Annotated in this window: 21 protein-coding genes; 12 read left to right on the top strand and 9 right to left on the bottom strand. The window is 53.0% G+C overall.

Annotated elements, in window-relative coordinates:
* Positions 1-72 precede the first annotated feature (72 nt).
* The 5 genes from ABSG49_RS05860 to ABSG49_RS05840 all read left to right on the top strand — a co-directional run bounded on the left by ABSG49_RS05860 (position 73) and on the right by ABSG49_RS05840 (position 5,395).
* Positions 73-1,503 (top strand): oligosaccharide flippase family protein, encoded by a 1,431-nt coding sequence (locus ABSG49_RS05860; RefSeq protein WP_424025184.1) that lies wholly within the window; start codon positions 73-75, stop codon positions 1,501-1,503.
* Positions 1,504-1,587: 84 nt separating this feature from the next.
* Positions 1,588-2,709, top strand: a complete 1,122-nt coding sequence (locus ABSG49_RS05855) for a glycosyltransferase family 4 protein (RefSeq protein ID WP_424025183.1) — start codon at positions 1,588-1,590, stop codon at positions 2,707-2,709.
* Positions 2,706-3,695 carry an SDR family NAD(P)-dependent oxidoreductase gene (locus tag ABSG49_RS05850; RefSeq protein ID WP_424025182.1) on the top strand — a complete coding sequence of 330 codons (990 nt, stop codon included), beginning with the start codon at positions 2,706-2,708 and terminating at the stop codon, positions 3,693-3,695. Before ABSG49_RS05855 ends, ABSG49_RS05850 begins: the two co-directional genes overlap by 4 nt.
* Positions 3,696-3,704: 9 nt before the next feature.
* A complete protein-coding gene (locus tag ABSG49_RS05845; RefSeq protein ID WP_424025181.1) occupies positions 3,705-4,409 on the top strand; it encodes a sugar phosphate nucleotidyltransferase in 705 nt (234 codons plus the stop codon).
* On the top strand, positions 4,406-5,395 hold the full coding sequence (locus ABSG49_RS05840) for an NAD-dependent epimerase/dehydratase family protein (RefSeq protein ID WP_424025180.1): 990 nt from the start codon (positions 4,406-4,408) through the stop codon (positions 5,393-5,395). Before ABSG49_RS05845 ends, ABSG49_RS05840 begins: the two co-directional genes overlap by 4 nt.
* A 301-nt stretch (positions 5,396-5,696) precedes the next feature.
* Here ABSG49_RS05840 and ABSG49_RS05835 read toward each other — a convergent pair whose 3' ends face one another.
* The 4 genes from ABSG49_RS05835 to ABSG49_RS05820 are packed head-to-tail and all read right to left on the bottom strand — an operon-like array spanning position 5,697 to position 10,157.
* Positions 5,697-6,785, bottom strand: a complete 1,089-nt coding sequence (locus ABSG49_RS05835; RefSeq protein ID WP_424025179.1) for a DNA topoisomerase IV subunit A — start codon at positions 6,783-6,785, stop codon at positions 5,697-5,699.
* Positions 6,778-8,580 carry a DNA topoisomerase VI subunit B gene (locus ABSG49_RS05830; protein ID WP_424025178.1) on the bottom strand — a complete coding sequence of 601 codons (1,803 nt, stop codon included), beginning with the start codon at positions 8,578-8,580 and terminating at the stop codon, positions 6,778-6,780. Before ABSG49_RS05830 ends, ABSG49_RS05835 begins: the two co-directional genes overlap by 8 nt.
* Positions 8,564-9,799 (bottom strand): histidine--tRNA ligase, encoded by a 1,236-nt coding sequence (hisS, locus tag ABSG49_RS05825; protein ID WP_424025177.1) that lies wholly within the window; start codon positions 9,797-9,799, stop codon positions 8,564-8,566. The genes ABSG49_RS05830 and hisS overlap by 17 nt, the downstream gene beginning before the upstream one ends.
* Positions 9,800-9,836: 37 nt before the next feature.
* Positions 9,837-10,157, bottom strand: a complete 321-nt coding sequence (locus ABSG49_RS05820; protein WP_424025176.1) for an ABC transporter permease — start codon at positions 10,155-10,157, stop codon at positions 9,837-9,839.
* A gap of 51 nt (positions 10,158-10,208) precedes the next feature.
* Here ABSG49_RS05820 and larB point away from each other — a divergent pair, with 51 nt between their 5' ends.
* The 3 genes from larB (at position 10,209) to ABSG49_RS05805 (ending at position 12,831) form a co-directional block, all read left to right on the top strand.
* Entirely contained in the window at positions 10,209-10,985 is a 777-nt protein-coding gene (larB, locus tag ABSG49_RS05815; RefSeq protein WP_424025175.1) for a nickel pincer cofactor biosynthesis protein LarB, read from the top strand.
* Entirely contained in the window at positions 10,982-11,488 is a 507-nt protein-coding gene (locus ABSG49_RS05810) for a nicotinamide-nucleotide adenylyltransferase (RefSeq protein WP_424025174.1), read from the top strand. The genes larB and ABSG49_RS05810 overlap by 4 nt, the downstream gene beginning before the upstream one ends.
* 107 nt (positions 11,489-11,595) lie before the next feature.
* The gene (locus tag ABSG49_RS05805; RefSeq protein WP_424025173.1) at positions 11,596-12,831 is read left to right on the top strand and encodes a hypothetical protein; all 1,236 of its coding nucleotides are present in this window, start codon (positions 11,596-11,598) and stop codon (positions 12,829-12,831) included.
* Positions 12,832-13,032: 201 nt separating this feature from the next.
* On the opposite strand, the gene ABSG49_RS05800 is transcribed toward ABSG49_RS05805, so the two are convergent.
* Together ABSG49_RS05800 and ABSG49_RS05795 are read right to left on the bottom strand one after the other, a co-directional pair.
* Positions 13,033-13,227: an antitoxin VapB family protein gene (locus tag ABSG49_RS05800; RefSeq protein WP_424025172.1), complete on the bottom strand. Its 195-nt coding sequence runs from the start codon at positions 13,225-13,227 to the stop codon at positions 13,033-13,035.
* Positions 13,228-13,387: 160 nt separating this feature from the next.
* Complete coding sequence (locus ABSG49_RS05795; protein ID WP_424025171.1) at positions 13,388-14,149, bottom strand: metallophosphoesterase; 762 nt, start codon at positions 14,147-14,149, stop codon at positions 13,388-13,390.
* A 188-nt stretch (positions 14,150-14,337) separates the two neighbouring features.
* Between ABSG49_RS05795 and ABSG49_RS05790 the strand changes: the two genes are divergently transcribed.
* Complete coding sequence (locus ABSG49_RS05790) at positions 14,338-14,832, top strand: hypothetical protein (RefSeq protein ID WP_424025170.1); 495 nt, start codon at positions 14,338-14,340, stop codon at positions 14,830-14,832.
* 203 nt (positions 14,833-15,035) lie between these two features.
* Entirely contained in the window at positions 15,036-15,941 is a 906-nt protein-coding gene (locus ABSG49_RS05785) for a sensor histidine kinase (protein ID WP_424025169.1), read from the top strand.
* A 500-nt stretch (positions 15,942-16,441) separates the two neighbouring features.
* Here ABSG49_RS05785 and ABSG49_RS05780 read toward each other — a convergent pair whose 3' ends face one another.
* Positions 16,442-16,762 carry a hypothetical protein gene (locus ABSG49_RS05780; RefSeq protein ID WP_424025360.1) on the bottom strand — a complete coding sequence of 107 codons (321 nt, stop codon included), beginning with the start codon at positions 16,760-16,762 and terminating at the stop codon, positions 16,442-16,444.
* 192 nt (positions 16,763-16,954) lie between these two features.
* Positions 16,955-18,124 (bottom strand): redox-regulated ATPase YchF, encoded by a 1,170-nt coding sequence (locus tag ABSG49_RS05775; RefSeq protein ID WP_424025168.1) that lies wholly within the window; start codon positions 18,122-18,124, stop codon positions 16,955-16,957.
* A gap of 98 nt (positions 18,125-18,222) precedes the next feature.
* Between ABSG49_RS05775 and ABSG49_RS05770 the strand changes: the two genes are divergently transcribed.
* Both ABSG49_RS05770 and ABSG49_RS05765 read left to right on the top strand, forming a co-directional pair.
* Positions 18,223-18,813 (top strand): pyruvate kinase alpha/beta domain-containing protein, encoded by a 591-nt coding sequence (locus ABSG49_RS05770; RefSeq protein WP_424025167.1) that lies wholly within the window; start codon positions 18,223-18,225, stop codon positions 18,811-18,813.
* An 8-nt stretch (positions 18,814-18,821) separates the two neighbouring features.
* A complete protein-coding gene (locus ABSG49_RS05765; protein ID WP_424025166.1) occupies positions 18,822-19,655 on the top strand; it encodes a DUF7847 domain-containing protein in 834 nt (277 codons plus the stop codon).
* A 265-nt stretch (positions 19,656-19,920) separates the two neighbouring features.
* On the opposite strand, the gene ABSG49_RS05760 is transcribed toward ABSG49_RS05765, so the two are convergent.
* Positions 19,921-20,898, bottom strand: a complete 978-nt coding sequence (locus tag ABSG49_RS05760; RefSeq protein WP_424025165.1) for a tetratricopeptide repeat protein — start codon at positions 20,896-20,898, stop codon at positions 19,921-19,923.
* Between the last annotated feature and the right edge of the window lie 43 nt (positions 20,899-20,941).

Here is a 20,941-nt window from a genome sequence, read left to right as displayed (position 1 = left end):
CTATGCATCATAACGTAAGAGGAATTACATAGAATGGTATTTGAAATATTATCCGGTTCCTGGGAGTGAAAAATGTCTGACAAAGAGATCGAAGTCCAGCGACACGGGATCATGTTTCTGCTCTCTTCTGCAGGCATCACCCTCATCGGGTTTCTTGCAACTATGTTCTATGCCCACTGGGTTGGGCCGGGTGTGCTGGGTATATATTTTGTGTTTTTATCCGGGCTTGCAATACTAAGTTTTTTTTCCGACTTTGGTATAGGATCGGCTGCTACCCAGCGTATCAGTTCGGGCATCGACCAGAACGAATTATTTACCGTCAGCCTCACCATCCGGATGATTTTGTATGGTATTGTCTGCCTCGTAATACTTGTTTTTGGGCAATATTTCACGGAACTGAACAACTCGGGATTGTTGCTCGTCCTGCTTATCGTATTCGGCATATCCACGTTCGATGCCTGTATCAGTATCGCTATCGGTGCCAGCAACCGCCTTGGGCTTTCCGCATCCGTCAGCCTCCTCAACAATGTCACACGGATCTGCGTTCAGGTATTGGCAGTTTTTGCCGGATTCCAGGTATACGGGCTCATCGGGGGACTTGTCGCTGGGCTGCTGGTGGAGATAATAATCCAGTTGAAATACATGGATTATCACATCAAAAAATTCAACTGGTCGCATGTAAAGAGTATCTGGTCTTTTTCGAGCTGGGCGTTCCTTTCAACATTCTCCACTATCCTCTTCGACAATACGAACCCGCTCATCATTGCATTTTTTATGCCTATCTCGGATGTAGGAATTTTCGGGGTATGCTGGACGTTCTCTATTTTCGCCCTGTTTGTCAGCACTGCGCTCTGCAATACGCTGTTTGTGAAGGTGAGCCGGTGGAGAGCTACCGGGGACTGGGACGCGATTACTATTGCCCTCTCGCGGGCAACGTCTTATGCGCTTGTTCTTGCCATACCAATGCTGATTGGGGGCGCGATTCTTGGAGAATCGCTGCTGTATTACCTGTACGGTGCATCGTTTGCGGCGGGGGCAACTGCACTCGTGATCATCATCGCTGCCCGGATCGTGCAATCGGTACTGCAGCTCTATTCAAATTTTTTAATGGCAACGGACCATGTGAAAGATCAGTTCTTCGGCCTCCTGGCAGGAATCGTGGTCAATATCGTTCTTTCTCTCCTCCTTATTCCGCTATGGGGACTGCCCGGGGCTGCCATCGCATCGCTTGCGAATGTCAGCATAAGCACGATCCTCTGCAGGCATTACCTGGGCATGATCATCCCGATACATGTCGATATTAATACGATAAAGGATATTCTCATCTCTGCCGGAATCATGACCGTTGTCATCCTGCCAATATCGGTTCTCCTTGACCGTACGCTCCTGACAACGATGATACTGGTCTGTGCCGGGGCCGGGGTATATGGGATTGCCCTGTTACAGCGTAATGGGCAGATACGCGAAGACATCCTGAACATACTGAAGATCCGGTGGATATGATATACTGAATGTGAGGGAAGATGATACCATCATTGTTACCATGGACATACAACGATGGTTTAAGAGATATTACCGTGACCAGCAATGACAAATGAATATCAGGAGAATCCCATAATCCTTCTTCTCATCGCTGACAGCCGCAGCATTCATACCCAGCGCTGGGCGGAATACTTCGCGCAGCGCGGTCACGTGGTCCACCTCATCACGTACGATCCGATGAACCGCACGATCCCCGGCGTCACCGAATACGTGCTCACCTCCCGCTGGAACAACCTCTACCTTGCCTTCATCCCCCGCCATCTTGCCATAAAAAAACTGGTAAGGCAGATCAACCCCGACCTCATCCATGCCCATTTTATCGCCAAGTACGGGTTTCACCTGTCCGGCCCGATGCGATGCCCCACGATTGTATCGGCATGGGGGGACGATATTCTCATCCTCCCGAAGAAAAGCCGCCTGATCGCGTATTATACAAAAAAAGTACTGGATGGTGCAGACCTTATTTATGCAATCTCGAAAAACATCAAAGACCACATCATGAGCGATTTTGCCATCCCGGAAACAAAGGTCCGCTATCTCCCGTTCGGTATTGACACGGATCTCTTCTCGCCACTACCCGGCCTCAGAAGAGAAGACTCCCCGTCCATCGAGATCTTCTCGAACAGGGGTTTTTTCCCCGTGTATGACAACGAGACCCTGATCCTCGGATTTGCCCTTGCGTACCAAAAGAACCCGGCCCTCCGGCTGACGCTTAAAGGTGACGGCCCTCTTGAACGGGTCTCGCGGGAACTAGTCTCTTCGCTCGGGTTACCGGATGTTATCACGTTCCGGCAAAAGACTGCTTATGCCGATGTCCCGAATGACTACCGCAGGGCAGATATCTTCATCACCACCTCCGTGTCGGACGGTACGCCCGTCTCCATCCTCGAGGCCATGGCCAGCGGCCTTCCCTGCATTGCCACAACGGTGGGCGGGATCCCGGAATGGATCGAGAACAACAAAACCGGGCTCCTGATCCCGCCCCGTTCCCCGGAAGCAGTGGCATCAGCAATCCTTTCGCTTGCTGCCGATCCTGCACTGCGTTCCCATCTGGGCTCTGCGGCCCGGGAAATGATCGTGAAGAACGGGCAATGGAACTCCCTGATGGCGCAGGCAGAGAAAGATTATCTGGCACTCCTTGAAACATATAGACAGGATACACCATGAGATGGCAGGACAGGCAGGTACTGGTGACGGGCGCCGGGGGTTTTATCGGCAGCCACCTTGTTGACGAACTGCTGCACAGGGGGGCGGATGTGACCGCGTTCGTGCATTACAATGCCCGGAACGACTGGGGTATGCTGGAAGGGCGTTACACGGACGCAACCCCCCACCTCAACGTTATCGCCGGCGATGTAACAGATGCCCTCTTTGTAAAGAAGGCAGTTGCCGAAAAAGAGTATGTCTTCCACCTTGCAGCGCTCATCGGCATTCCCTATTCTTACGTAGCACCCGAATCGTACGTTAATACTAACATAAAAGGGGCCCTCAACGTGATGCAGGCGTGCATTGACGAAGGTGTCACCCGGGTTATCCATACATCCACGAGCGAGGTCTACGGGACCGCACAGTACACCCCCATCGATGAGAAACACCCCCTCCAGGGACAGTCACCGTATTCCGCTAGCAAGATCGGTGCTGACAAGATTGCCGAATCCTTTTATTGTTCGTTCGGCCTGCCGGTCACGACAATCCGGCCATTCAATACGTTTGGTCCCCGGCAATCCACCCGTGCCGTGATCCCCACGATCATCACCCAAGCACTCACCTCCAGCAAGGTCAAGCTCGGTTCGCTGACACCGGTCCGTGACCTGACGTATGTCGCAGATACCGTATCAGGTTTCATTAAATTCGCGGAAAGCAGAAAGACCGTTGGCAGAACGGTCAACACGGGGTCCGGGCGTGGCGTGACTATCGGCGAACTTGCGGATATTATTATCAGAAAAGTAAACCCGAAGGCCAAGATCGTCTGCGAGCAGAAGCGGGTCCGGCCGGAGAAGAGCGAGGTCATGCAGCTCCTGTGCGACAACCGGTTGGCCAAAGATCTCGCGGGGTGGCAGCCGACATATACGCTCGAAGACGGTCTTGACCTGACCATCGGATGGATGAAAGAACATATTGCTTCGTACAAAACCGGAGTATACACCGTTTAGGAGATACCCATGCAAGCGATCATACTGGCGGGGGGGAAAGGCCGTCGGCTCATGCCCTATACCACGGTGCTTCCCAAACCCCTGATGCCTATTGGCGACTACCCCATCCTCGAGGTGATCCTCCGGCAGCTCAAACATTGCGGATTCAGGAGAGTGACGATCAGTACCGGGTACCTCCACGAACTCATCCACGCGTACCTTGACAGTAACAAGAAGATTGGCCTTGAGATCAGCTATGTCCATGAGGATACCCCGCTCGGTACCATCGGCCCGCTCAGGCTGATTGACCATCTCGATGACACGTTCCTCGTCATGAACGGGGACATCCTGACCGATATCAGCTATCGCGACCTCATTGCCAGCCACAAGAAAAACAAGGCGATCGCAACAGTCGCAACTTACCAGCGGGATGTGAACATCGACTTCGGTGTGCTTGAAAAGGACGGGGACCGGAAGATCACGGCATTCAAAGAAAAACCCACGTTCCATTTCGATGTCAGCATGGGCGTCTACGTATTCTCGAAGAAGATCCTGGACTATGTGCCGGCAGGAGAGCCGTTTGGGTTCGACCAGCTGATGTATGCCCTCACCGCAAAGAAGGAAGCGGTGTACAGTTTTCCCCATACCGGGTACTGGCTGGATATCGGGAGACCGGATGATTATGCCCGCTCGATCGAAGAGTTCGAGCGTTACAAGGACAGATTCCTCCCATGAGAGTGCTTGTTACCGGTGCTGCAGGGTTTACGGGCACCTGCATGATGCAGTTCCTGTCGCACGAGACCGGCGTGGAACTGACGGGGCTTGTCCGGAATACTTCCCAAAGGAGCCTTCTCGCGCACACACCCTGCATCGTTGCCGACCTGCTTGAACGCGAGCATCTGATCACCACCGTAGATGAGATCTGCCCGGATGCCATCATCCATCTCGGAGGCCTGACGCGTGGGGATCTTGGGGACCTGCTCCGCGTGAACGTCGTCGGGACAAAGAATATCCTTGATGCCGGATACAAAGCGAACTCCGATTGCAGGATGCTCGTTATCAGTTCATCGGCGGTCTACGGGTATCCGGGCACAACACCGATTGCTGAATCAGCCCCCCTGCAACCGCTCAGCGAGTACGGGATCAGCAAGATGGCGCAGGAGGCACTTGCCCTTATGCACCAGACACAGAGTGGTGCTCTGATCTCCATTGCCCGACCATTCAACCTTGCCGGGCCGGGCCAGCCGGCATCGTTTGTCTGCGGGAGGCTGGTACAACAGGTTGCCGATATCGAACAGCAGAAAAAAAAGGCCCTCGAACTCTTGGAGACCTCATCCTCGCGGGACCTCATTGATGTCCGTGATGTTGTGCGTGGTTACTGGGCACTCGTATCCCACCCGGACTTTTCCGGGAAATGCAGCGGAATGGCGTTCAATCTTGGATCCGGAAATGCCTATTCCGTCTCAACGATCATCACGATGATTGAAGAGATAACAAACCGGCATTATGACGTGAACCTGCCGGAAGCGATCTCCCGGGCTGCCATCCCTTCACAGCAGAGCGACAACTCGCGGATTACCGCGCTGACCGGGTGGAAACCTGAGATCTCATTGTCTGAAACGCTTCGGGATATGCTCGCGGTCGAAATGGATGAAACATCGGGAAAAAAATGGCCCGCGTTAAACAAACATGATCCAATTGAGTTCATACCCAAAACATAAAAAAATGTGAGGTCCCCCCACCTCAGGGCCTCTCCGGGGCACGGCGGGGCAGGGAGAGTTTTTTTAAAATTTGCTGGTGGTCATTGATCCGCCGCGGGGGCGCCCCGTCGGGGGCGGCGGCGTCCATCCCAACAGGGAGGGGAGCATCCCCCTGACCCCCCTGTTTTTCACATGTTTTTCATCAACCTTCTGAGGGCTATCGCACTATGGGGATGCCCGGGCGGCGGGGGCGGAACCCTACGATGAAACCAATGATTTCTTGAGGGCAAAAAACAGCGTATAAAAGAATCCATAACAGATTTCAGATAATCCCCATCTCACTCAGCCGCGTCGGTAAATACTTCTTCGTTACGAAATCCAGCCCGTGAGCGGCAAACGCCTGCTGTTCTGACTTGAGCCCCAGTTCGAGCTGCAGGTTGATCTCCTTTCTCCAGAAATCAGTGGCAAACCGCGGGTCGGTGAGTTCAGAGTTGAGCGCTTCGCTATCCTTCTCCGTCAGTTTATCTGATGGCAGGTTGTATTCCCGGATATCGCTTGGCCGCAACCCTAGGAACTGGGCTTTTGGCGTAGCAAGCAGTTCCGACATGTGGGCGCTCTTGATCGCACCGTATGCAACCGAGCCGTAGATCCGGTAGGACCAGGGGTCGCCATCTGTAAAGACCAGGATCGGGAGGTTCCAAGTATTGCTGATCTTGTTGAGCATCCTCCGTGTAGAACGCGCCGGCTGGCCTTTGAGGTGGACGAGGATCGCATTGTGCTCCTCGTCAAACCCGTTCTCGATCAGCCGGTCATACATACCACCAGTCTCTATCGCGATGACAAATTTTGCATCGTGATCAACGAACTCAATGTTCTCCACATTGTTCGGGATCGTATATCCTGCCTGTCCGACATCGTCCTGGCAGTGGATCGTCTTCATCCCCCGACGGGTCTCTTCCCGGATCCGCATCGGGCCGTAGATCGAGGCGCCATTCTCCTCGGGGTGGAGGTGGAACCCTTCCCGGGGGACTTCGGAGAGGATCTCAAGGTCCTCGATTAAGAAGTTGCTCTCGTCCTGTGCACCGAACTTCGCACGCTTCCAGCCTTCAGAGATGTAATACATCTCTCTCAGCGTTGACGAGCGGTTCTCGATGAGCTGCTGCTTGATAAAACCGATAACATACGCCATCTTCAGCAGGTGGGTCGCGCTCTTTGCTGATGCGGCAGTCCGCATGCTCTCCTTGTCCCCATACTTCCAAACCTCGCTCGAATCATCATATTCGATATTGTATTTCGTCCGCGTGGGCAGGGAGATGGAGGGGATCTCGCCGGACTTCATCTGGTCATACCACGCACTCGCGATATTGAGGAGCGAGATCATCGCCTTCTTTTCCAGGTCTTCCTTAGACATCGAGGTCCACCACCATCTTCTTGTTGTCGTCTATTCCCCGGATCTCAATGATTCCCCCGCCTTTGCCGGTATACACGACATGCCAGACGGATTTTGCAGGAATTGTCATCTTCCAGACCTTGGTGAACTGCCCGTCCATCTCACTCACGAAGTCAGCCTTTGGCACCGCATCTGCAGCATTGTCGGCAGAGATATCGTATACGGAAATCTCCCCTTCGTACCCGCTGTAGTTGGCGAGTTCGATGGTGACTTTCCCACCGCGGGTCCACTTCTTCGCGATCAGTTTCCTCATGAGCTTGCCTTCGATGGGGGAAGTATCGACCAGCGGTTTTTCCACGATCTCGCTCACTTTGACCGCAATCTCCGGGATGATCGCGCAGACAGCCCGCGCCCGGTCTTCGGCAATCTTGTTCTTGTCCCTGCGGGAGACGAAATTCTTCAGTTCGCGGCCGAGATCCTGCAGGGCGAGGACGATCTCCTTCTCGATCTCCGGGATGCTCGCGATCGCGTCCTTGCTCTCGCTCGTGAAGGGGACATTGGTGGAAGCAACGTGGACAAGGATGAGGACAGGCCCCATCGGGAGTCCCTGCTGGGAGATGTTGTAGGCTTTCCAGTTCACGTTCGTCACGCATTCCGTGATGGCGCAGGCTCCCTGTTGGTACATCAGCGGAACACGATTGGCAAACCGGAGGATGACTGCATTCCCTTCCGAGGCCAGCTTCCCCCCGTATCCGATCGCTGCCTCGACCATGAACGGGTGGCCGGAGAAGACGGAGCTCGGCCGCGTGCGGGCGGCGACAAAGTCCATCTGGAACTCCTTGTCGAGCCCGCGCCGGATCAACTCCTCGCCAATGGGCGAGAGGCACTGGGTGATAGGGGGTGCAGGAACTGCGACTTCCTGCATGGCAGCGAGCAGTACTTTCTGCTGATCGGGTGACAATCCCCTTACCTTGACCGTGACCTTCAGCCCGGCCAGTTCGCACATATCCTGCGCGGTCTTCTTCCCGACCCGGCTGAAGTTCTCCACAAGGAAATCGAGAAGTTTCTGGTCGCTTGCAGCCACCATGCGTTTGAACTGCCCCAGTTCGATCCCGTGCGGGTGGGGCTGGATGGCAACCGGGCAGGCAATCACTTCCTGGCTGACGCGCTCGAACGTGAATGCTTCATCATCGAGTTCCACCCGGAACCGCGCATGGGGATTGACGACCGAGGTGTACCGGAGATATTCAAGCAGTTTCTTCTTTGCCGACATCGTGCTCCTGAACTCGATCTGCACCCGTGTCCCGTGGATCCGGTCCCACTCGAAGGGCTGCTGTGAGATGATGTCCGGTTCGTTGGTCTCGATCTTGATCTGGATCTCAAACCGGTGGGCCGGTTCTTTTGCACCGGTGCGGGAGATCACAAGGGTCGGCAGGCCGCTCGTGAGCTGGGCATACAAAACTGCTGCGGAGATCCCAATGCCCTGCTGCCCGCGCGTCTGCCGGATCTGGTGGAACCGGGAGCCGTAGAGCAGTTTCCCGAAGACGAACGGTATCTGGGCAGGGACAATCCCGGGCCCGTTGTCCTCGACGATGATACGGTAGAGATCGTTGCCGGTCTTCTTGATGCTGATAAAAATGTCGGGGAGCACCTGCGCTTCCTCGCAGGCATCCAGCGCGTTGTCGACCGCTTCCTTGATGGTCGTGATCACGCCGCGCGTGGGGGAATCGAAGCCAAGCAGGTGTTTGTTCTTCTCGAAAAACTCTGCGACACTGATACTGCGCTGCTGTTTGGCCAGTTCATCCGCGAGAACCAAACGCGCCCACCTCGGTTACCGCGGCTTCAAGCCCGACCATTTTCTGTTCCCCGCTCTGCAGGTTCTTCAGTGTCACTTCACCGGAGGCCGCTTCGCGCTGGCCGATGATCACGGCAAAGTCCGCAGACTTCGCGGCATGTGCCAGTTGCGCGCCAAACCCCCGTTCCATGAGATCCATCTCGGTGCGTATGCCCGCTCCCCGGAACGCGCGGGCCACTTCGAGCGCGCGGTTCCTCCCTTCGATGGTGCAGATGATCGCAGCAACCGTATCTTTTCTGCCGGTGGTCTCCCCAAGGGAGACCATCACCCGGTCGAACCCGATCGCAAAACCGCAGGATGCCACATCGTCCCCGCCAAAGAGGTGGGCAAGCCGGTATACTCCCCCGCCAAGGATCTGGTCCTCCGCCCCGAGGTTGTCGGCGAACCCTTCGAACACGATGCCGGTATAATAATCAAGCCCGCGCGCAATGCCGAGGTTCAGGGAGTAATGGATATTCGCTGCATCGAGATACCCGATCGTCCGCTCGATCCGTTCCCGCTCCGGGATCGCCCCGGCAATCTCAAATGCCTCCTGAAGATCCTGACATGCGACAAGGGACGTGAGGGTCTCCGCGAGCCCGGATTTGTTCATGCCTTCAAGAGTCGTGTTCAGGCCCTCGTAGTCTTTCTTGTCGAGGTGCGCCATGATCCTGCGCCGTGATGCAGGTTCCAGATCCTGCAGGAGGTTTTTTACAAATGATAGGTGCCCGACTTTCAGCTCGTACTTCACGCCCGTCGCATCCAGCATCTCCGATGCCAGCATGATCACTTCGGCATCGGCAATGGCGGTATCTGCTCCGATCAGCTCAACACCAAACTGCCAGAACTGGCGGTACCGCCCTTTCTGCGGCCGCTCGTACCGGAAACAGTCGGCATAGTAACACCACCGGAGGGGCTTGGGGGCCACCTTCGCCTCGTTGATGTACATCCGTATGACTGCGGCCGTAATCTCCGGACGCAGGGCCAGCTTCCGCCCACCCTTGTCCTCGAAGACATACATCTCTTCAATGATCCCTTCACCAGAGCGCATGGTGAAGAGTTCGAGATCCTCAAATTCCGGGGTGCAGACCTCACGATAACCCCAGCACCGCGCAACCTCCCTCAGGCGCCATTCGACCGCACGCCGGGCTTCCATCTCGTCCGGCAAAAAATCCCTTGTTCCTCGTGGTTTCTGGAGCATGGTGAAAAATCCCTTATTCAGTACTGTTCGTATCACATTATTTCTTATTCGCCCTGTTTAAGGGCACGCTGCCAAGGAGGCGTTCCATGGTTCCCTCGTTCTTCCAGACCTTCTCCTTCTCCCGGTTTGCCTGCAGGTAAAGAGTGCCGAGTATGAGACCCAGTCCCAGGATCTCGTAATCCGGCATTAACCAGGCAATCTGGAAACCCAGCGAGGCAAGCGTGCCATAGGCAACACCCCAGTAGGCAGCCTTCCGGTATCCCGGGAGTCCGGTCCTGAAAAAGATCCTCGCATCGCGCAGCCAGAGAAAGATCACGGCCACGGTCCCGAAAACGGCTACATACGTGAGGTACGACATGGCAATGAACTAACTTATTATGCGCCGTTCCATATCTGTATTATCACAATCATGCCGGCAAACCCGCAGTTACAGGATCTCCTCGAACAGTACAGGAACGGCCGGATCTCACTCGATGCTGCCGCGGAAGCAATCGAGGGGCTGCGCCTTGAACGTATCGGCGATTTTGCCTGCATCGATCTCGGGCGGAACGTCCGCTGCGGCATGCCCGAGGTCGTCCTTGCCGAGGGAAAAGACCCCGCCCATCTTGCAGAGATCACGATCCGCCATGCTGAAACAGCGGGGCGTTGTGTGGTAACGCGGGTAAATCCGGATCAGGCAGCCCGGATCCGGGAGCAGGCCGATAAAGCCGGTATAGCAGTCGAATACCGGGAAACGGGGCACGTCCTTGTTGCCGGTAACGGCCCTGCCCCGAAACGTACAGGGGGAATTGTAGCCGTCATCACCGCAGGGACATCGGATATACGGGTCGCTGAGGAGGCCCGGATCATCGCCGAGGAGATGGGGTGCGAGGTCCGGACTGCATACGATGTCGGTGCTGCCGGTATCCACCGCCTGTTCCCGGCACTCAAGCCTCTTCTCGGCGCCCATGTATTTGTCGTCTGTGCGGGGCGTGAAGGGACGCTGCCAGCAGTAGTCGCGGGGCTCGTTGACAAACCGGTGATTGGCATCCCCGTCAGCGTGGGTTATGGATACATGGGGGAGGGCCGGGCGGCACTGGCGAGCATGCTCCAGTCCTGCTCGGTTATTGCTGTCGTCAACATCGATGCCGGCTTCACGGGCGGTGCCTTTGCCGCACGGATTGCAAACATGGGAGCACGCACATGAAACGCGGATTTTATATCGGAAGGTTCCAGCCATACCACAACGGGCATCAGTCCGTGCTCGAACATATTGCTGATAAGGTCGATGAGATCATTATCGGTATCGGCAGCGCGCAGTTGTCACACCAGGTAGACAACCCGTTCACTTCAGGAGAACGGGTACTTATGATTACGCGCGCACTGACCTCGCTCGGATGCCCCTATTATGTCATCCCCATCGAGGACGTCCGGCGCAATGCCCTCTGGGTGGCCCATGTAAGGTCCATGGCCCCTCCGTTTGATATCTGCTATTCCTCAAACCCGCTCGTTGTCCGGCTCTTCCGGGAGGCCGGAGTCAACGTCCAGTCACCGGCAATGTATGAACGGGAGACCCTCAGCGGTACGGAGATCCGCAGGAGAATGCTGCATGGTGAGCCCTGGAAAAAACTCGTTCCCCCTGCTGTCGCACAGGTACTCAAAGAGATCGATGGTGTCGGGCGACTGCGCCAGATTGCCCGGGACGATTAGCAGGCACATGCACCTGGTTTCTCCTTCACTCGTGTGACAATCAGAGGATGTACATGCATAACTTCATAAAAAAAATCTTTGGCAGGAACGAGCAGGTATCAAGGAGCATGGCTCTCGAAGCCGTACCGGCATGGCTGGCGGAACGGGAGATGACAGCGAAAGCAACTCTCGTTTCCGGCACCGGGGAGCCGATGACTGATATCAGGAATGCTGTAGCACAACTCCAGATTATTGTCAATGACATCACCGGAGCCGAACATGATCCGGTCCTCCACCCAAAACTTAAGGCGATTGCGAAAAATTCCCTGCCGTTGTTTGTCAAAGCCATGAACGTGTCCCTGACAAAAGAACTCCCTGAGGATACTGAGAAATTTTATGCTGCTGCGGCAGAGTGCATGAAAAACTGCATCAACAGTTCACACGGCCAGGGCCGGTACCTCCAGGCAATATTCCCGGAAGAAATGAAAGGGGTCCGCAAGGGTATTGACGCGATCGGGCACGGAATCAATACGATTAACCCGCTGCTTTCCGCATACCGGAAAGAAATGGCAGATGTTGCCGCAGTGCGGGCACTCTGCGATGCCATCGCTGATCTCAAAACAGATTTTGGCAGATCGGAAAAAAAAGTCGAGCGTATCCTCGCACGGATCACTGAAATCACGGAGCGGAGTGCTGCGATAGAGAAAGAGCATGAGGCTGTCCTCCATGACCCCCGTATGAAGGAGATTGATGAGCAGAAAGCTGCCCTCCTGATCCTCTCCCAGAAACGTGATGAGGCGGCCCGTACCTATTCAACGCTTTCGATGACGGCTTCCCACGTCTTTCGCAAAGCGGAAAAGATTGCCACACGGCAGCACCACCCGACAGAGATTGCCGTCCTCCACCCGGCCATGGAGATCCTCTCGGACCATGACCTTCCCGACCGGGACAGGTTGAACGAAGTACTCACTGCGGCCTGTCCTGTTGCAGAACGGATGATCGCGAGCGGTGAAATCCTCCTGAAAAACAAAGAAGAGCGCTCCATCTTTTCCGACACGCCCAGGTTCCGCTCAGATATCTGCACGGCCTGCATGGCGCTCCGTACTCACGAAGCAGCCGTCCAGCAGGCCGAAGACACGCTCTCCTCCCATCCGCTTCTCATGAAACAGAATTCTCTTGAACGGGAGAAGACGCAGCTCAAAACCATGCTCACCAAGGAGAAACTCACCTTGAATGAACTCGAAGAGTGGCGATCAAAAACGGAGAGACGTATACCGGAGCTCGTTGAAGAACTCCGTAAAAAAATTGCGATTATGAGTGGGGATAACGTGCAACTTCAGATGATCGACCAGACGCCTTCGTGAGGGTAACAGGAAGGCAGATTGGTTTTTTGATCAGGTTTCATTCTCCGATTCCTCAATCTCCAGAAACATCTCATCAACATGCCCGATAAGCCAGTTGAGCTTTTCCCTGCTGATATCTTCCGTTTCCAGCATATTCATGGAACCCGACACCTTTGTTCCGGCACTGTGCACCAGAATATTCCCGGGAGACTGCCCGTTGCTTCACCGGGACGGTATCTCGATGAAATCTTCCAGTTCCCGCTGGTTGGCAGGAAAATCATCCGACCAGCCATAACAGTCGTGGAGCATTTGTGCTATGACGTCAGAAAACGTCATGTTCCCCCGTTTCAGCGTGAGAAGCGCCTCATACACTTCAGGATCAATCCGTATCGAACGTCCCTCGCCTGCACGAGGCATATTTACCACTTTGTGGTCACGCGATATAAATATATCGTAAAAAATGTGAAAATACGTGTCTGACTTTATATACAGTGAACAAATGAGACGTAATTTACCGAGATCAAAAAAATTTTACGTCAAAAAAGCAGATTCCTGACGGGTATGAATACCATGATTCTCAGGCATCTGTCAGCAACCGGATAAATGAGAAGGTCAAAAAATCAGTATACGCGAACTCCGGTATGTATCCATGGCAGCCGCCGACACGGAAAATAGTCGGGCAGTCAAGAGGGACACGGGAGACTTCAAGGCTGGTCTCAAACTGGCCATTGCTCATCTTGATGGGGGCGAAATCCAGCTGCTGTTCAATGATACCATCCGCGGTCTTCCGGCAACAGATATGTTCGTGCTGGTGACCGCAGCACATGTGCGTCAGCCCGCGCTGCGCCAGTGCGTCGAATGCCATCGCTGCCGTATAGTGGTAACCGGTAAAAAAATCCCCGCTCTCGTGGGAGAGACGCTGCCAGCACTTGAGCCGGAGCGTCTGGTCGCCCAGATCCAGCGGGCCGCCGTGGACAAACAGCATTCCCCGGTCTACCCATTCCATGGGCATGCCTTCGAAAATGGAGAGGAGCGGTGAGTCCCGGAGCTGTTCGTGCCGGTATGTGCTCGCCGCATCGCTGCCGCTCACAAGAATGCCGTGAAGGAATGCATGGTCATGATTCCCCAGAACAGATACCAGCCGGAACTCCTGTGACAGGGTATGGATCTTCTCGAGAGTCTCCTTGGGCCGGCTTCCCCGGTGGAGCAGGTCCCCCATGTTGACGAGGACATCGACAGGGCCAAACGTCTGCCTGAATGCCGGCGACCGTATGCAGGACGCAAAAGATCCTACCGCATCTGCGTCAGCGTGCACATCAGAAAAAATTACTGCACCCATACCGTTGGGTGGAATATTGGTGTTTCTCTTTCATATATACCATTGATATCCGGGGTTCTACTTATCCACAGGGATACGTTCATGAGACAATGGTTCAAATAATTATCCAGAGATCGGGTCCTTCAGGAATCGCATGATCCCCGCGTTGTGATATACCCCAAGCAATCATGGGAGGATGCGAACTCACCATGAACAGGAGCACTGCCGCTATGGAAAAATATCTTGATACCTACATCGGACGCATGAGAACGCACTATTCCCGTTTCCCGCCAGGAACTGCCCATGAGGTTGCATCCGCGTTCCTCGCATTCAAATTCGGCCTGTACGAGAACGCGGCCCGCGAATGCACGCAGGCCATATCTCTCATTCCCGACAGCACCCCCAATGCTGCGTTGAAAAAAGCCCTCGCGATTGTCCGGGCGAATGCCGATGACCGGAACAATGCACAGGTCACCGCAGACCTTTCCGTGACATTTTCTCCTGATGAGCATACCTATACCGCAATCAACCTTCCCCCTGAAAAAATTGATGACCCGGGAACCCTCGAACTCGACAATGCCCTCATCCTCATCTACGTTGTCGCTCTCATCACTTCGCCTGATGATGAAGATACACTGGACGAGCACCACAAAACAATTATCCGGCTCCTGACGGATTACAAGAAAGCGATGGGCATGGAGTAAGTGGGATCCGTGCAGGGTTTTTTGAAAAATATTTTGCCTGCAGATCCTGCATGCCGTATGTTTACGATTGAAAATAACAATTTCCGGGTAACGGGTGTGTATGCGGTAACGGTGGTGTATGCTACTTAAGTCTCAATGATAAGCGGAAACGTGGTTTGCCGCAATCTTCATCACCAATCGGAGAATATGGATTGAACAGGGAAATGGATATGAGCGGAGATTCGGCAAAAAAACAGGGAATGCCGTATTTTCTGATAGTAAAATATGTTCTCGCAATCATAGTTTTCTCTGCGCTCCTGTTCATCGTCTCGAGCGCTCTGAACCTGGCAGAGGGCCTCTTTCAGCTTCTTCAGAAATACGCATCGCTTCATCTGAGTGAACTGATCATCGTCAGTATATTTCTTGTCTTTGCCCTTGCCGTTCTTGCCGGCCGGTTGTGGCATGAACTGAAGAAGGAGTTGCAGGATCGGAAGTTCACGGAAACGTCCCTCGACCGGGCCACGACCAGACTCGCGTTTCTCAACAGCATCACCAGCCAGGATATCTTAAACCAGCTAACGGAACTCTCCGGCGAGCTGGAACGCGATGGCCAGAGAACCGATATCGTCAAGGTAAAGACGGCGATCACCAGAATCCACCGGCAGATCAAGTTTATCAAGGAATACCAGGACATCGGGGCCAGCCCATCGGAATGGCAGAATGTTCCCGATACCATCATGCGGGCACGGGTTGGCGTGAACATGGGAAAGGTCACGGTCGATGTCGAGATGAAAAATGTGGAGATTTTCGCCGACCGTCTCCTGGAAAAGGCATTTTATTACATGATCGACAATGCGCTGAAGCATGGCGGTGAAAAACTGTCCCGGATACGGTTCTCCGATCGTACCTTAGATAAAACGCTTATCATTGTCTGCGAGGATGACGGCATTGGCATACCTCCCGATAAAAGGGGATCCCTGTTTCCGGATACGTATGGCAGGCATATCGGGTACGGACTCTTCTTTATTAAAGAGATCCTTGCCACCACCGGTATCAGCATCAGAGAGACCGGCATACCGGGGAAAGGAGCTCGGTTTGAAATCAATGTTCCCTATGGGGCACACCGGTGAACAGGTATCCTGACCAAAACTATGCTCATTACGCAGGGTCAGGCCCCCCGGATTTTTTCGCGTTTCAACTTAATTAAAAAGAAGAGTGGAATCTCTCCTCATTTTCGAAACGCCCCGACAGTACCTTAACTTAAAAAATTCATCAGACCCTGGTTGAAAAATTTTATCCGAACCTTGGATGGAAAAATTTAATCGCGATCATAACCCTGCTTGAAAAACTGATCCGGATCGATCAGACCTTGCCTGAAAAAAGTGGGTACAACGTCGAATCGACTCTGATACCCACTTGCTGGAATTGCTTCGTAGTGTCCAGCATTTTTAAGCAGACTCTGGTCGTAAAAAGTTAACTGGTTGTACACTATCCGAACGGGAATGAAACCTGACGCGCAAAACGCCGTACGGGTTTTACGCCACTCACTTTACCTGTCTTCAAAACCGATCCAGAACCTTGCCCTCGCTCATGAAGATGTCACAAAAAAGAAAATTGCCGGGCAGCCCGGTTACAGACTGTCCATGCTGATCCCGGTGAAGTCCTGCGCAACTTCCCGGATATCCTTGACGCCGAAGGCAGTCTGGACGCTGGTGAGTTCGAGCTGGTTTGCGGCATCGCACATGTAGTCCAGGATGTCTACGGACAGTTCTTTCCTGACCTTGCTCTTTTTCAGCTGGTCGACCAGTGCCGCCATCTTCTCGGGGGATTCCATGCGGAGTTTTGCAAGGCTCATGACACACATGTAGATCCGTGTCAGGTTCCGGTCGGTGCCGGTGATGCAGTCAAAGAAATTCCTGATCACCTGGGCCTGATAGATTTCTCCTCCAATATGCTCCACCTCCTGCCCTCTCTTCGGTAAATGGACTGTTCACATTATCCCTTTATAAACTTTCCGGGAAAATCACCATTTTTGCACAAAAAAACCGATAAAGAAGAGAGATTTCAGCAAAGTGCGGCAGGATTGTCTGACGATTGCATGACAATCGTCATACACCGCCGGGTACCCCCGCACATACTGCACCTACTTTGCGGCACTCACGATCTTGATGATATCCCCGTTCTTAAGAAGGTGGTTCTCCTTGATCCGCATCTTCGAGCGGGCGTCTACAGCGTAGAGGAACCCCTTCCCGATATCCGTATGGACCTGGAACGCGAGGTCGCGGGGGGTCGAACCTTTCTTCATCAGGAACGCGTCGGGCAGCATGTCCCCCTGTTTATTACAATAGTGGTTCTCATCCTCCACCGGATACACAACAATCCTGTCGAGCAGTTCGAAGACTGCCCGGTTGATGGCCTGCTGGACACCTGTGCCCTTGCACTGCTTCATCACGGCCGAGATCTTCGCGAGGCCGGCCTTCTGGGCAGGGGTGAGCGTGCCCTCGTTCGCAATCCTGAACTCTTCGTCTCCGGGCAGGTACGCGATCACATTGGCTGCCGCAGCATTGCGCAGCGCCAGCTCTGATGCCGCACTCGCGAAGAAGACCTTCTCTGCCGCCAGTCTTGCACGGAGCGCTTCCGGTACCTCATCGAACTTGTTGCCAACGATCAGCATCGGTTTTGAGATCTTCACGATCTCCGCGCAAAGGGGGACAAGATCTTCCATGGTGGCATGAACGAGATCAAGTTTGAGCTTCAGCTCCACATCGCGCACGTCATCGGTCGTGATGCCAAGGCCGGTGAACGTCTCGGCAATGCTCTGCTGGATCGCGGCACCCTTTCCCTGCGACTGGCGGTTGATCCGTGTCCAGTGCTTATCGAGGATGCCATAGACCCACATCGTCATCTCGAAACCGAGAAACTTCACGTCATCTGTCGGATCATGGTTGCCGACACCGACGGGGTTCCCTTCGCTGTCGGTCCCGCCGCTCGCGTCAATGATATGGAGGATCGCATCCGCCTGACGAAGGTGATCGAGAAACTGGTTGCCGAGGCCCTTGCCTTTATGGGCATCGGGAACGAGCCCGGCGACATCGATCAGGTTCACGGCGACGAACCGGTTGCCGTCAACACAGTGGGTGCACCGGGTCTTTAAGTCCGTGCAGGCGCATTTCGTCCGCACGTATCCGACACCGAAGTTCGGGTTGATGGTGGTGAACGGGTAGTTGGCAATCTCGGCATTTGCCATGGTGGCAGCCTTGAAAAAGGTGGATTTCCCGCAATTGGGTTTTCCTGCAAGTGCAAGCGTGAGCATGGTTATGTTCCTCAAGTATGCTGAACCAAATTATTCACGGAAGACGGTCCGCACAGAATCTGACAAAGTTTTTCCCTGCGGCTTATTAAAAGGTACTTATGACGTTCGCTCAGAAGAAATGCTACTATTTTGACAAACCGGGAGAGGCAAACACGGGGGATGCCGCACGGTTTTCCATCGAACGGGCAAAAGAACTGGGGCTGAAGACCATCGTTGTGGCCAGCACATCAGGTACGACCGCGCAGACATTCTTTGCTGCGATGAAGGGATCCGGACTCCGGCTCGTTGTTGTCACCCACGTTATCGGGTTCGCAAAACCCGGGGAGTGGGAATTTTCAGCTGATGTTGCAGAAAAACTGAAGACGAATGGCGTGAAGATCGTCACCGGGACCCATGCACTCTCCGGGCTGGAGCGGGCACTTTCCCGCTCACCGAAAGTAGGGGGCGGATCCCGTACTGAGGCAATTGCAGAAGCGCTCCGGCGCATTGTTGCCGTTGGTCTCAAGGTCGCCGTGGAATGCGTGCTGATCGCGGCAGACCAGGGGGCAATCGGCATTAACGATGAAGTGATCGCTGTCGGGGGAACTGCAAGCGGGGCGGACACGGTCTGCGTCATCCGCCCGGCCCACACGTCAAATTTCTTTGATCTCCAGGTGCGCGAGATCGTTGCCATGCCGAGGGTTCGTTAATAATGGCGATGGCAGAACTCAGTGAGGCAGTACGGCTTCTTGTGCGGATGCCCCTTCTCTGGATACCGGGCATAGTCGGAGGTATTTTTGCAGCGGTCCTCTGGTTGATCTTCAGTTTTTCCGGGACGTTCTTTGCCGGCCGGATCCTGGTGATCTGTGGTCTTGTGCTGCTCTTCTTCATCGCGGGTATGCTCTGCCTGATCAAGAATGACAGCGGGGATATCCGGGCGATGATCAGGGAAGGGGGCAACTATTATTTCCGCGTGCTCCTTCCCCAACTCGTTATTATCTTCATGATTCTGCTGGTCTTCGTGCTCGTCCTGCTGACCCTTACGCTTGTCGGGACAACTCCTGACCCTGCCCTGATCGTATTCCTGTCATTTGGCGTTATGCTACCCAGCATCATCCTCACGTTCTTTTCCGACACTGCCGCAGTCTTCGAGAACAGGAAGGTGTTTGACTCTATCCAAAGGAGCATTGAGCTGGTGAGCATGAATATTTCCCAGGTAATCGCGTTCTTCGTTACCTGTGCAGTTGTCGGTTTCGGCATTCTCTTCGGCCTGATGGTCGTATGGGAAGCCTTCCTGTATGATAAACTGGAGCCGGTTACTCACTATTCCGAGGTACAGTTGCAGGCATTTACCCCGGACCAGCTGCTTGCGATGATCGGAACCCAGGGGGTCTGGATCACGGCCGGGATGCTCTTCATCGCCGGGCTCGTGCTCATCCCCGTCCTCTTCAGCTACAAAGCGTGTTTCTTCAGGAAAATGGCAGGCAAAACGGTGGTTATCCAGCAGACGACCGGTGAATATGACAGCAAGGGGCGCTGGTATAAGTATTGAAAATGGGGTCTGGAGAAGAGATCGGGAAAATCTTTGTTTTTTAAAAAATTAAAAGTAAAAGCCAGTAAACTTTGTCTTTTTGTATTCACGTCAGAAGGAGCGCATCTAATAGTATTTTTTTAAAACAAGGATTTCTACTGAGCCTTATTTTAATAACACACAATTGATTGTGAATTTGCAAAAAAGGCATTTTTCAATTCAACTGCATCATATAAGAATAGTCATACTCTAATTCGAAATTATCTGTACCTTCTACTTATATTCGTTAAATTTGTACCATCTGTTTATATCTCTCAATTTTTTTCCTTATCTCGTTAAGATGCCAAGCATAGCCAAAGAAGAACAACGATATGAGTAGCATAATACCACTAAATGAAGGTAGTTGGAAGGATAAAGCCGAAATACAACCGAATAGGAGAAACACACCTATAATAGCATATATGTAAACAGCTGAAGCTCCAGGGTCATTTGTCCAATAAATCAGATTTGTGGTTCTATTATACAATACGTAGACGTTCAATTCACCGGATCCCTCCCCCATAACGGTAACACTGTCGCCATTACTAATATTGAGAGTTCCTTGCCAAGAGCAGGGGCGATTGTCGACGCGAAATGATGTCGTGTGCGTTGTTTGTATGGATCCACTAACATTTCCATTATTTTGTGTACTTACGGATCCGTGTGTTGAGCTCGTTCTATTGATGTTATTAATAATACCCGATAACTTTGTAGCATTTCCCATCTCTGTCTTAGAATTGTTTGCCATCAGAGAATTTTTCTTTTTTAGTAAGAATTCCCTATTATTCTTAGCTAATGTATTATTCGAATCGATGGAGATAGCTTTGTCATACGCCTCCAATGCTTCCTGATACCTGCATAGTTTTTCAAAAGCGACTCCTTTATTGTTCCATGCATAAGAATGATTTGGATTAATGGAGATGGCTTTTTCAGAGGCTTCTAACGCTTCCTGATTCCTGTTCAAATTTTGAAGAGCGGTTCCTTTACAAAACCACCCATCAATAATATTTGGATTAATGGAGATGGCTTTTTCAGAGGCTTCTAACGTTTCCTGATACCTGCCCAGTTTGATAAGAATGACTCCTTTATTGTTCCATGCCCAAAAAAAATTTGAATTTAAAGAAATAGCTTTGTTAAATGCATCCAATGCATCTTGATTTTTGTTAGATTTCTCATATTGAAGTCCCCTATCGAGCCACGTCTGAGCTTCATTTGACTCTTCCATTTTTTATTAGTATGATTTAAAGGTTATAATTATTTTGTTTTGT

Origin of the sequence: Methanoregula sp. (genome assembly GCF_049510175.1) — an archaeon.
GTDB lineage: Archaea > Halobacteriota > Methanomicrobia > Methanomicrobiales > Methanospirillaceae > Methanoregula.
This window is presented reverse-complemented; position numbering and strand designations above follow the sequence as displayed.

Bases quoted from the DNA above. Each gene is read 5' to 3' on its own strand.
- ABSG49_RS05860 (WP_424025184.1), top strand. From the start codon at position 73: ATGTCTGACAAAGAGATCGAAGTCCAGCGACACGGGATCATGTTTCTG.
- ABSG49_RS05855 (WP_424025183.1), top strand. From the start codon at position 1,588: ATGACAAATGAATATCAGGAGAATCCCATAATCCTTCTTCTCATCGCT.
- ABSG49_RS05850 (WP_424025182.1), top strand. From the start codon at position 2,706: ATGAGATGGCAGGACAGGCAGGTACTGGTGACGGGCGCCGGGGGTTTT.
- ABSG49_RS05845 (WP_424025181.1), top strand. From the start codon at position 3,705: ATGCAAGCGATCATACTGGCGGGGGGGAAAGGCCGTCGGCTCATGCCC.
- ABSG49_RS05840 (WP_424025180.1), top strand. From the start codon at position 4,406: ATGAGAGTGCTTGTTACCGGTGCTGCAGGGTTTACGGGCACCTGCATG.
- ABSG49_RS05835 (WP_424025179.1), bottom strand. From the start codon at position 6,785: ATGTCTAAGGAAGACCTGGAAAAGAAGGCGATGATCTCGCTCCTCAAT.
- hisS (WP_424025177.1), bottom strand. From the start codon at position 9,799: ATGCTCCAGAAACCACGAGGAACAAGGGATTTTTTGCCGGACGAGATG.
- ABSG49_RS05820 (WP_424025176.1), bottom strand. From the start codon at position 10,157: ATGTCGTACCTCACGTATGTAGCCGTTTTCGGGACCGTGGCCGTGATC.
- larB (WP_424025175.1), top strand. From the start codon at position 10,209: ATGCCGGCAAACCCGCAGTTACAGGATCTCCTCGAACAGTACAGGAAC.
- ABSG49_RS05810 (WP_424025174.1), top strand. From the start codon at position 10,982: ATGAAACGCGGATTTTATATCGGAAGGTTCCAGCCATACCACAACGGG.
- ABSG49_RS05805 (WP_424025173.1), top strand. From the start codon at position 11,596: ATGGCTCTCGAAGCCGTACCGGCATGGCTGGCGGAACGGGAGATGACA.
- ABSG49_RS05800 (WP_424025172.1), bottom strand. From the start codon at position 13,227: ATGCCTCGTGCAGGCGAGGGACGTTCGATACGGATTGATCCTGAAGTG.
- ABSG49_RS05795 (WP_424025171.1), bottom strand. From the start codon at position 14,149: ATGGGTGCAGTAATTTTTTCTGATGTGCACGCTGACGCAGATGCGGTA.
- ABSG49_RS05790 (WP_424025170.1), top strand. From the start codon at position 14,338: ATGAACAGGAGCACTGCCGCTATGGAAAAATATCTTGATACCTACATC.
- ABSG49_RS05785 (WP_424025169.1), top strand. From the start codon at position 15,036: ATGGATATGAGCGGAGATTCGGCAAAAAAACAGGGAATGCCGTATTTT.
- ABSG49_RS05775 (WP_424025168.1), bottom strand. From the start codon at position 18,124: ATGCTCACGCTTGCACTTGCAGGAAAACCCAATTGCGGGAAATCCACC.
- ABSG49_RS05770 (WP_424025167.1), top strand. From the start codon at position 18,223: ATGACGTTCGCTCAGAAGAAATGCTACTATTTTGACAAACCGGGAGAG.
- ABSG49_RS05765 (WP_424025166.1), top strand. From the start codon at position 18,822: ATGGCAGAACTCAGTGAGGCAGTACGGCTTCTTGTGCGGATGCCCCTT.
- ABSG49_RS05760 (WP_424025165.1), bottom strand. From the start codon at position 20,898: ATGGAAGAGTCAAATGAAGCTCAGACGTGGCTCGATAGGGGACTTCAA.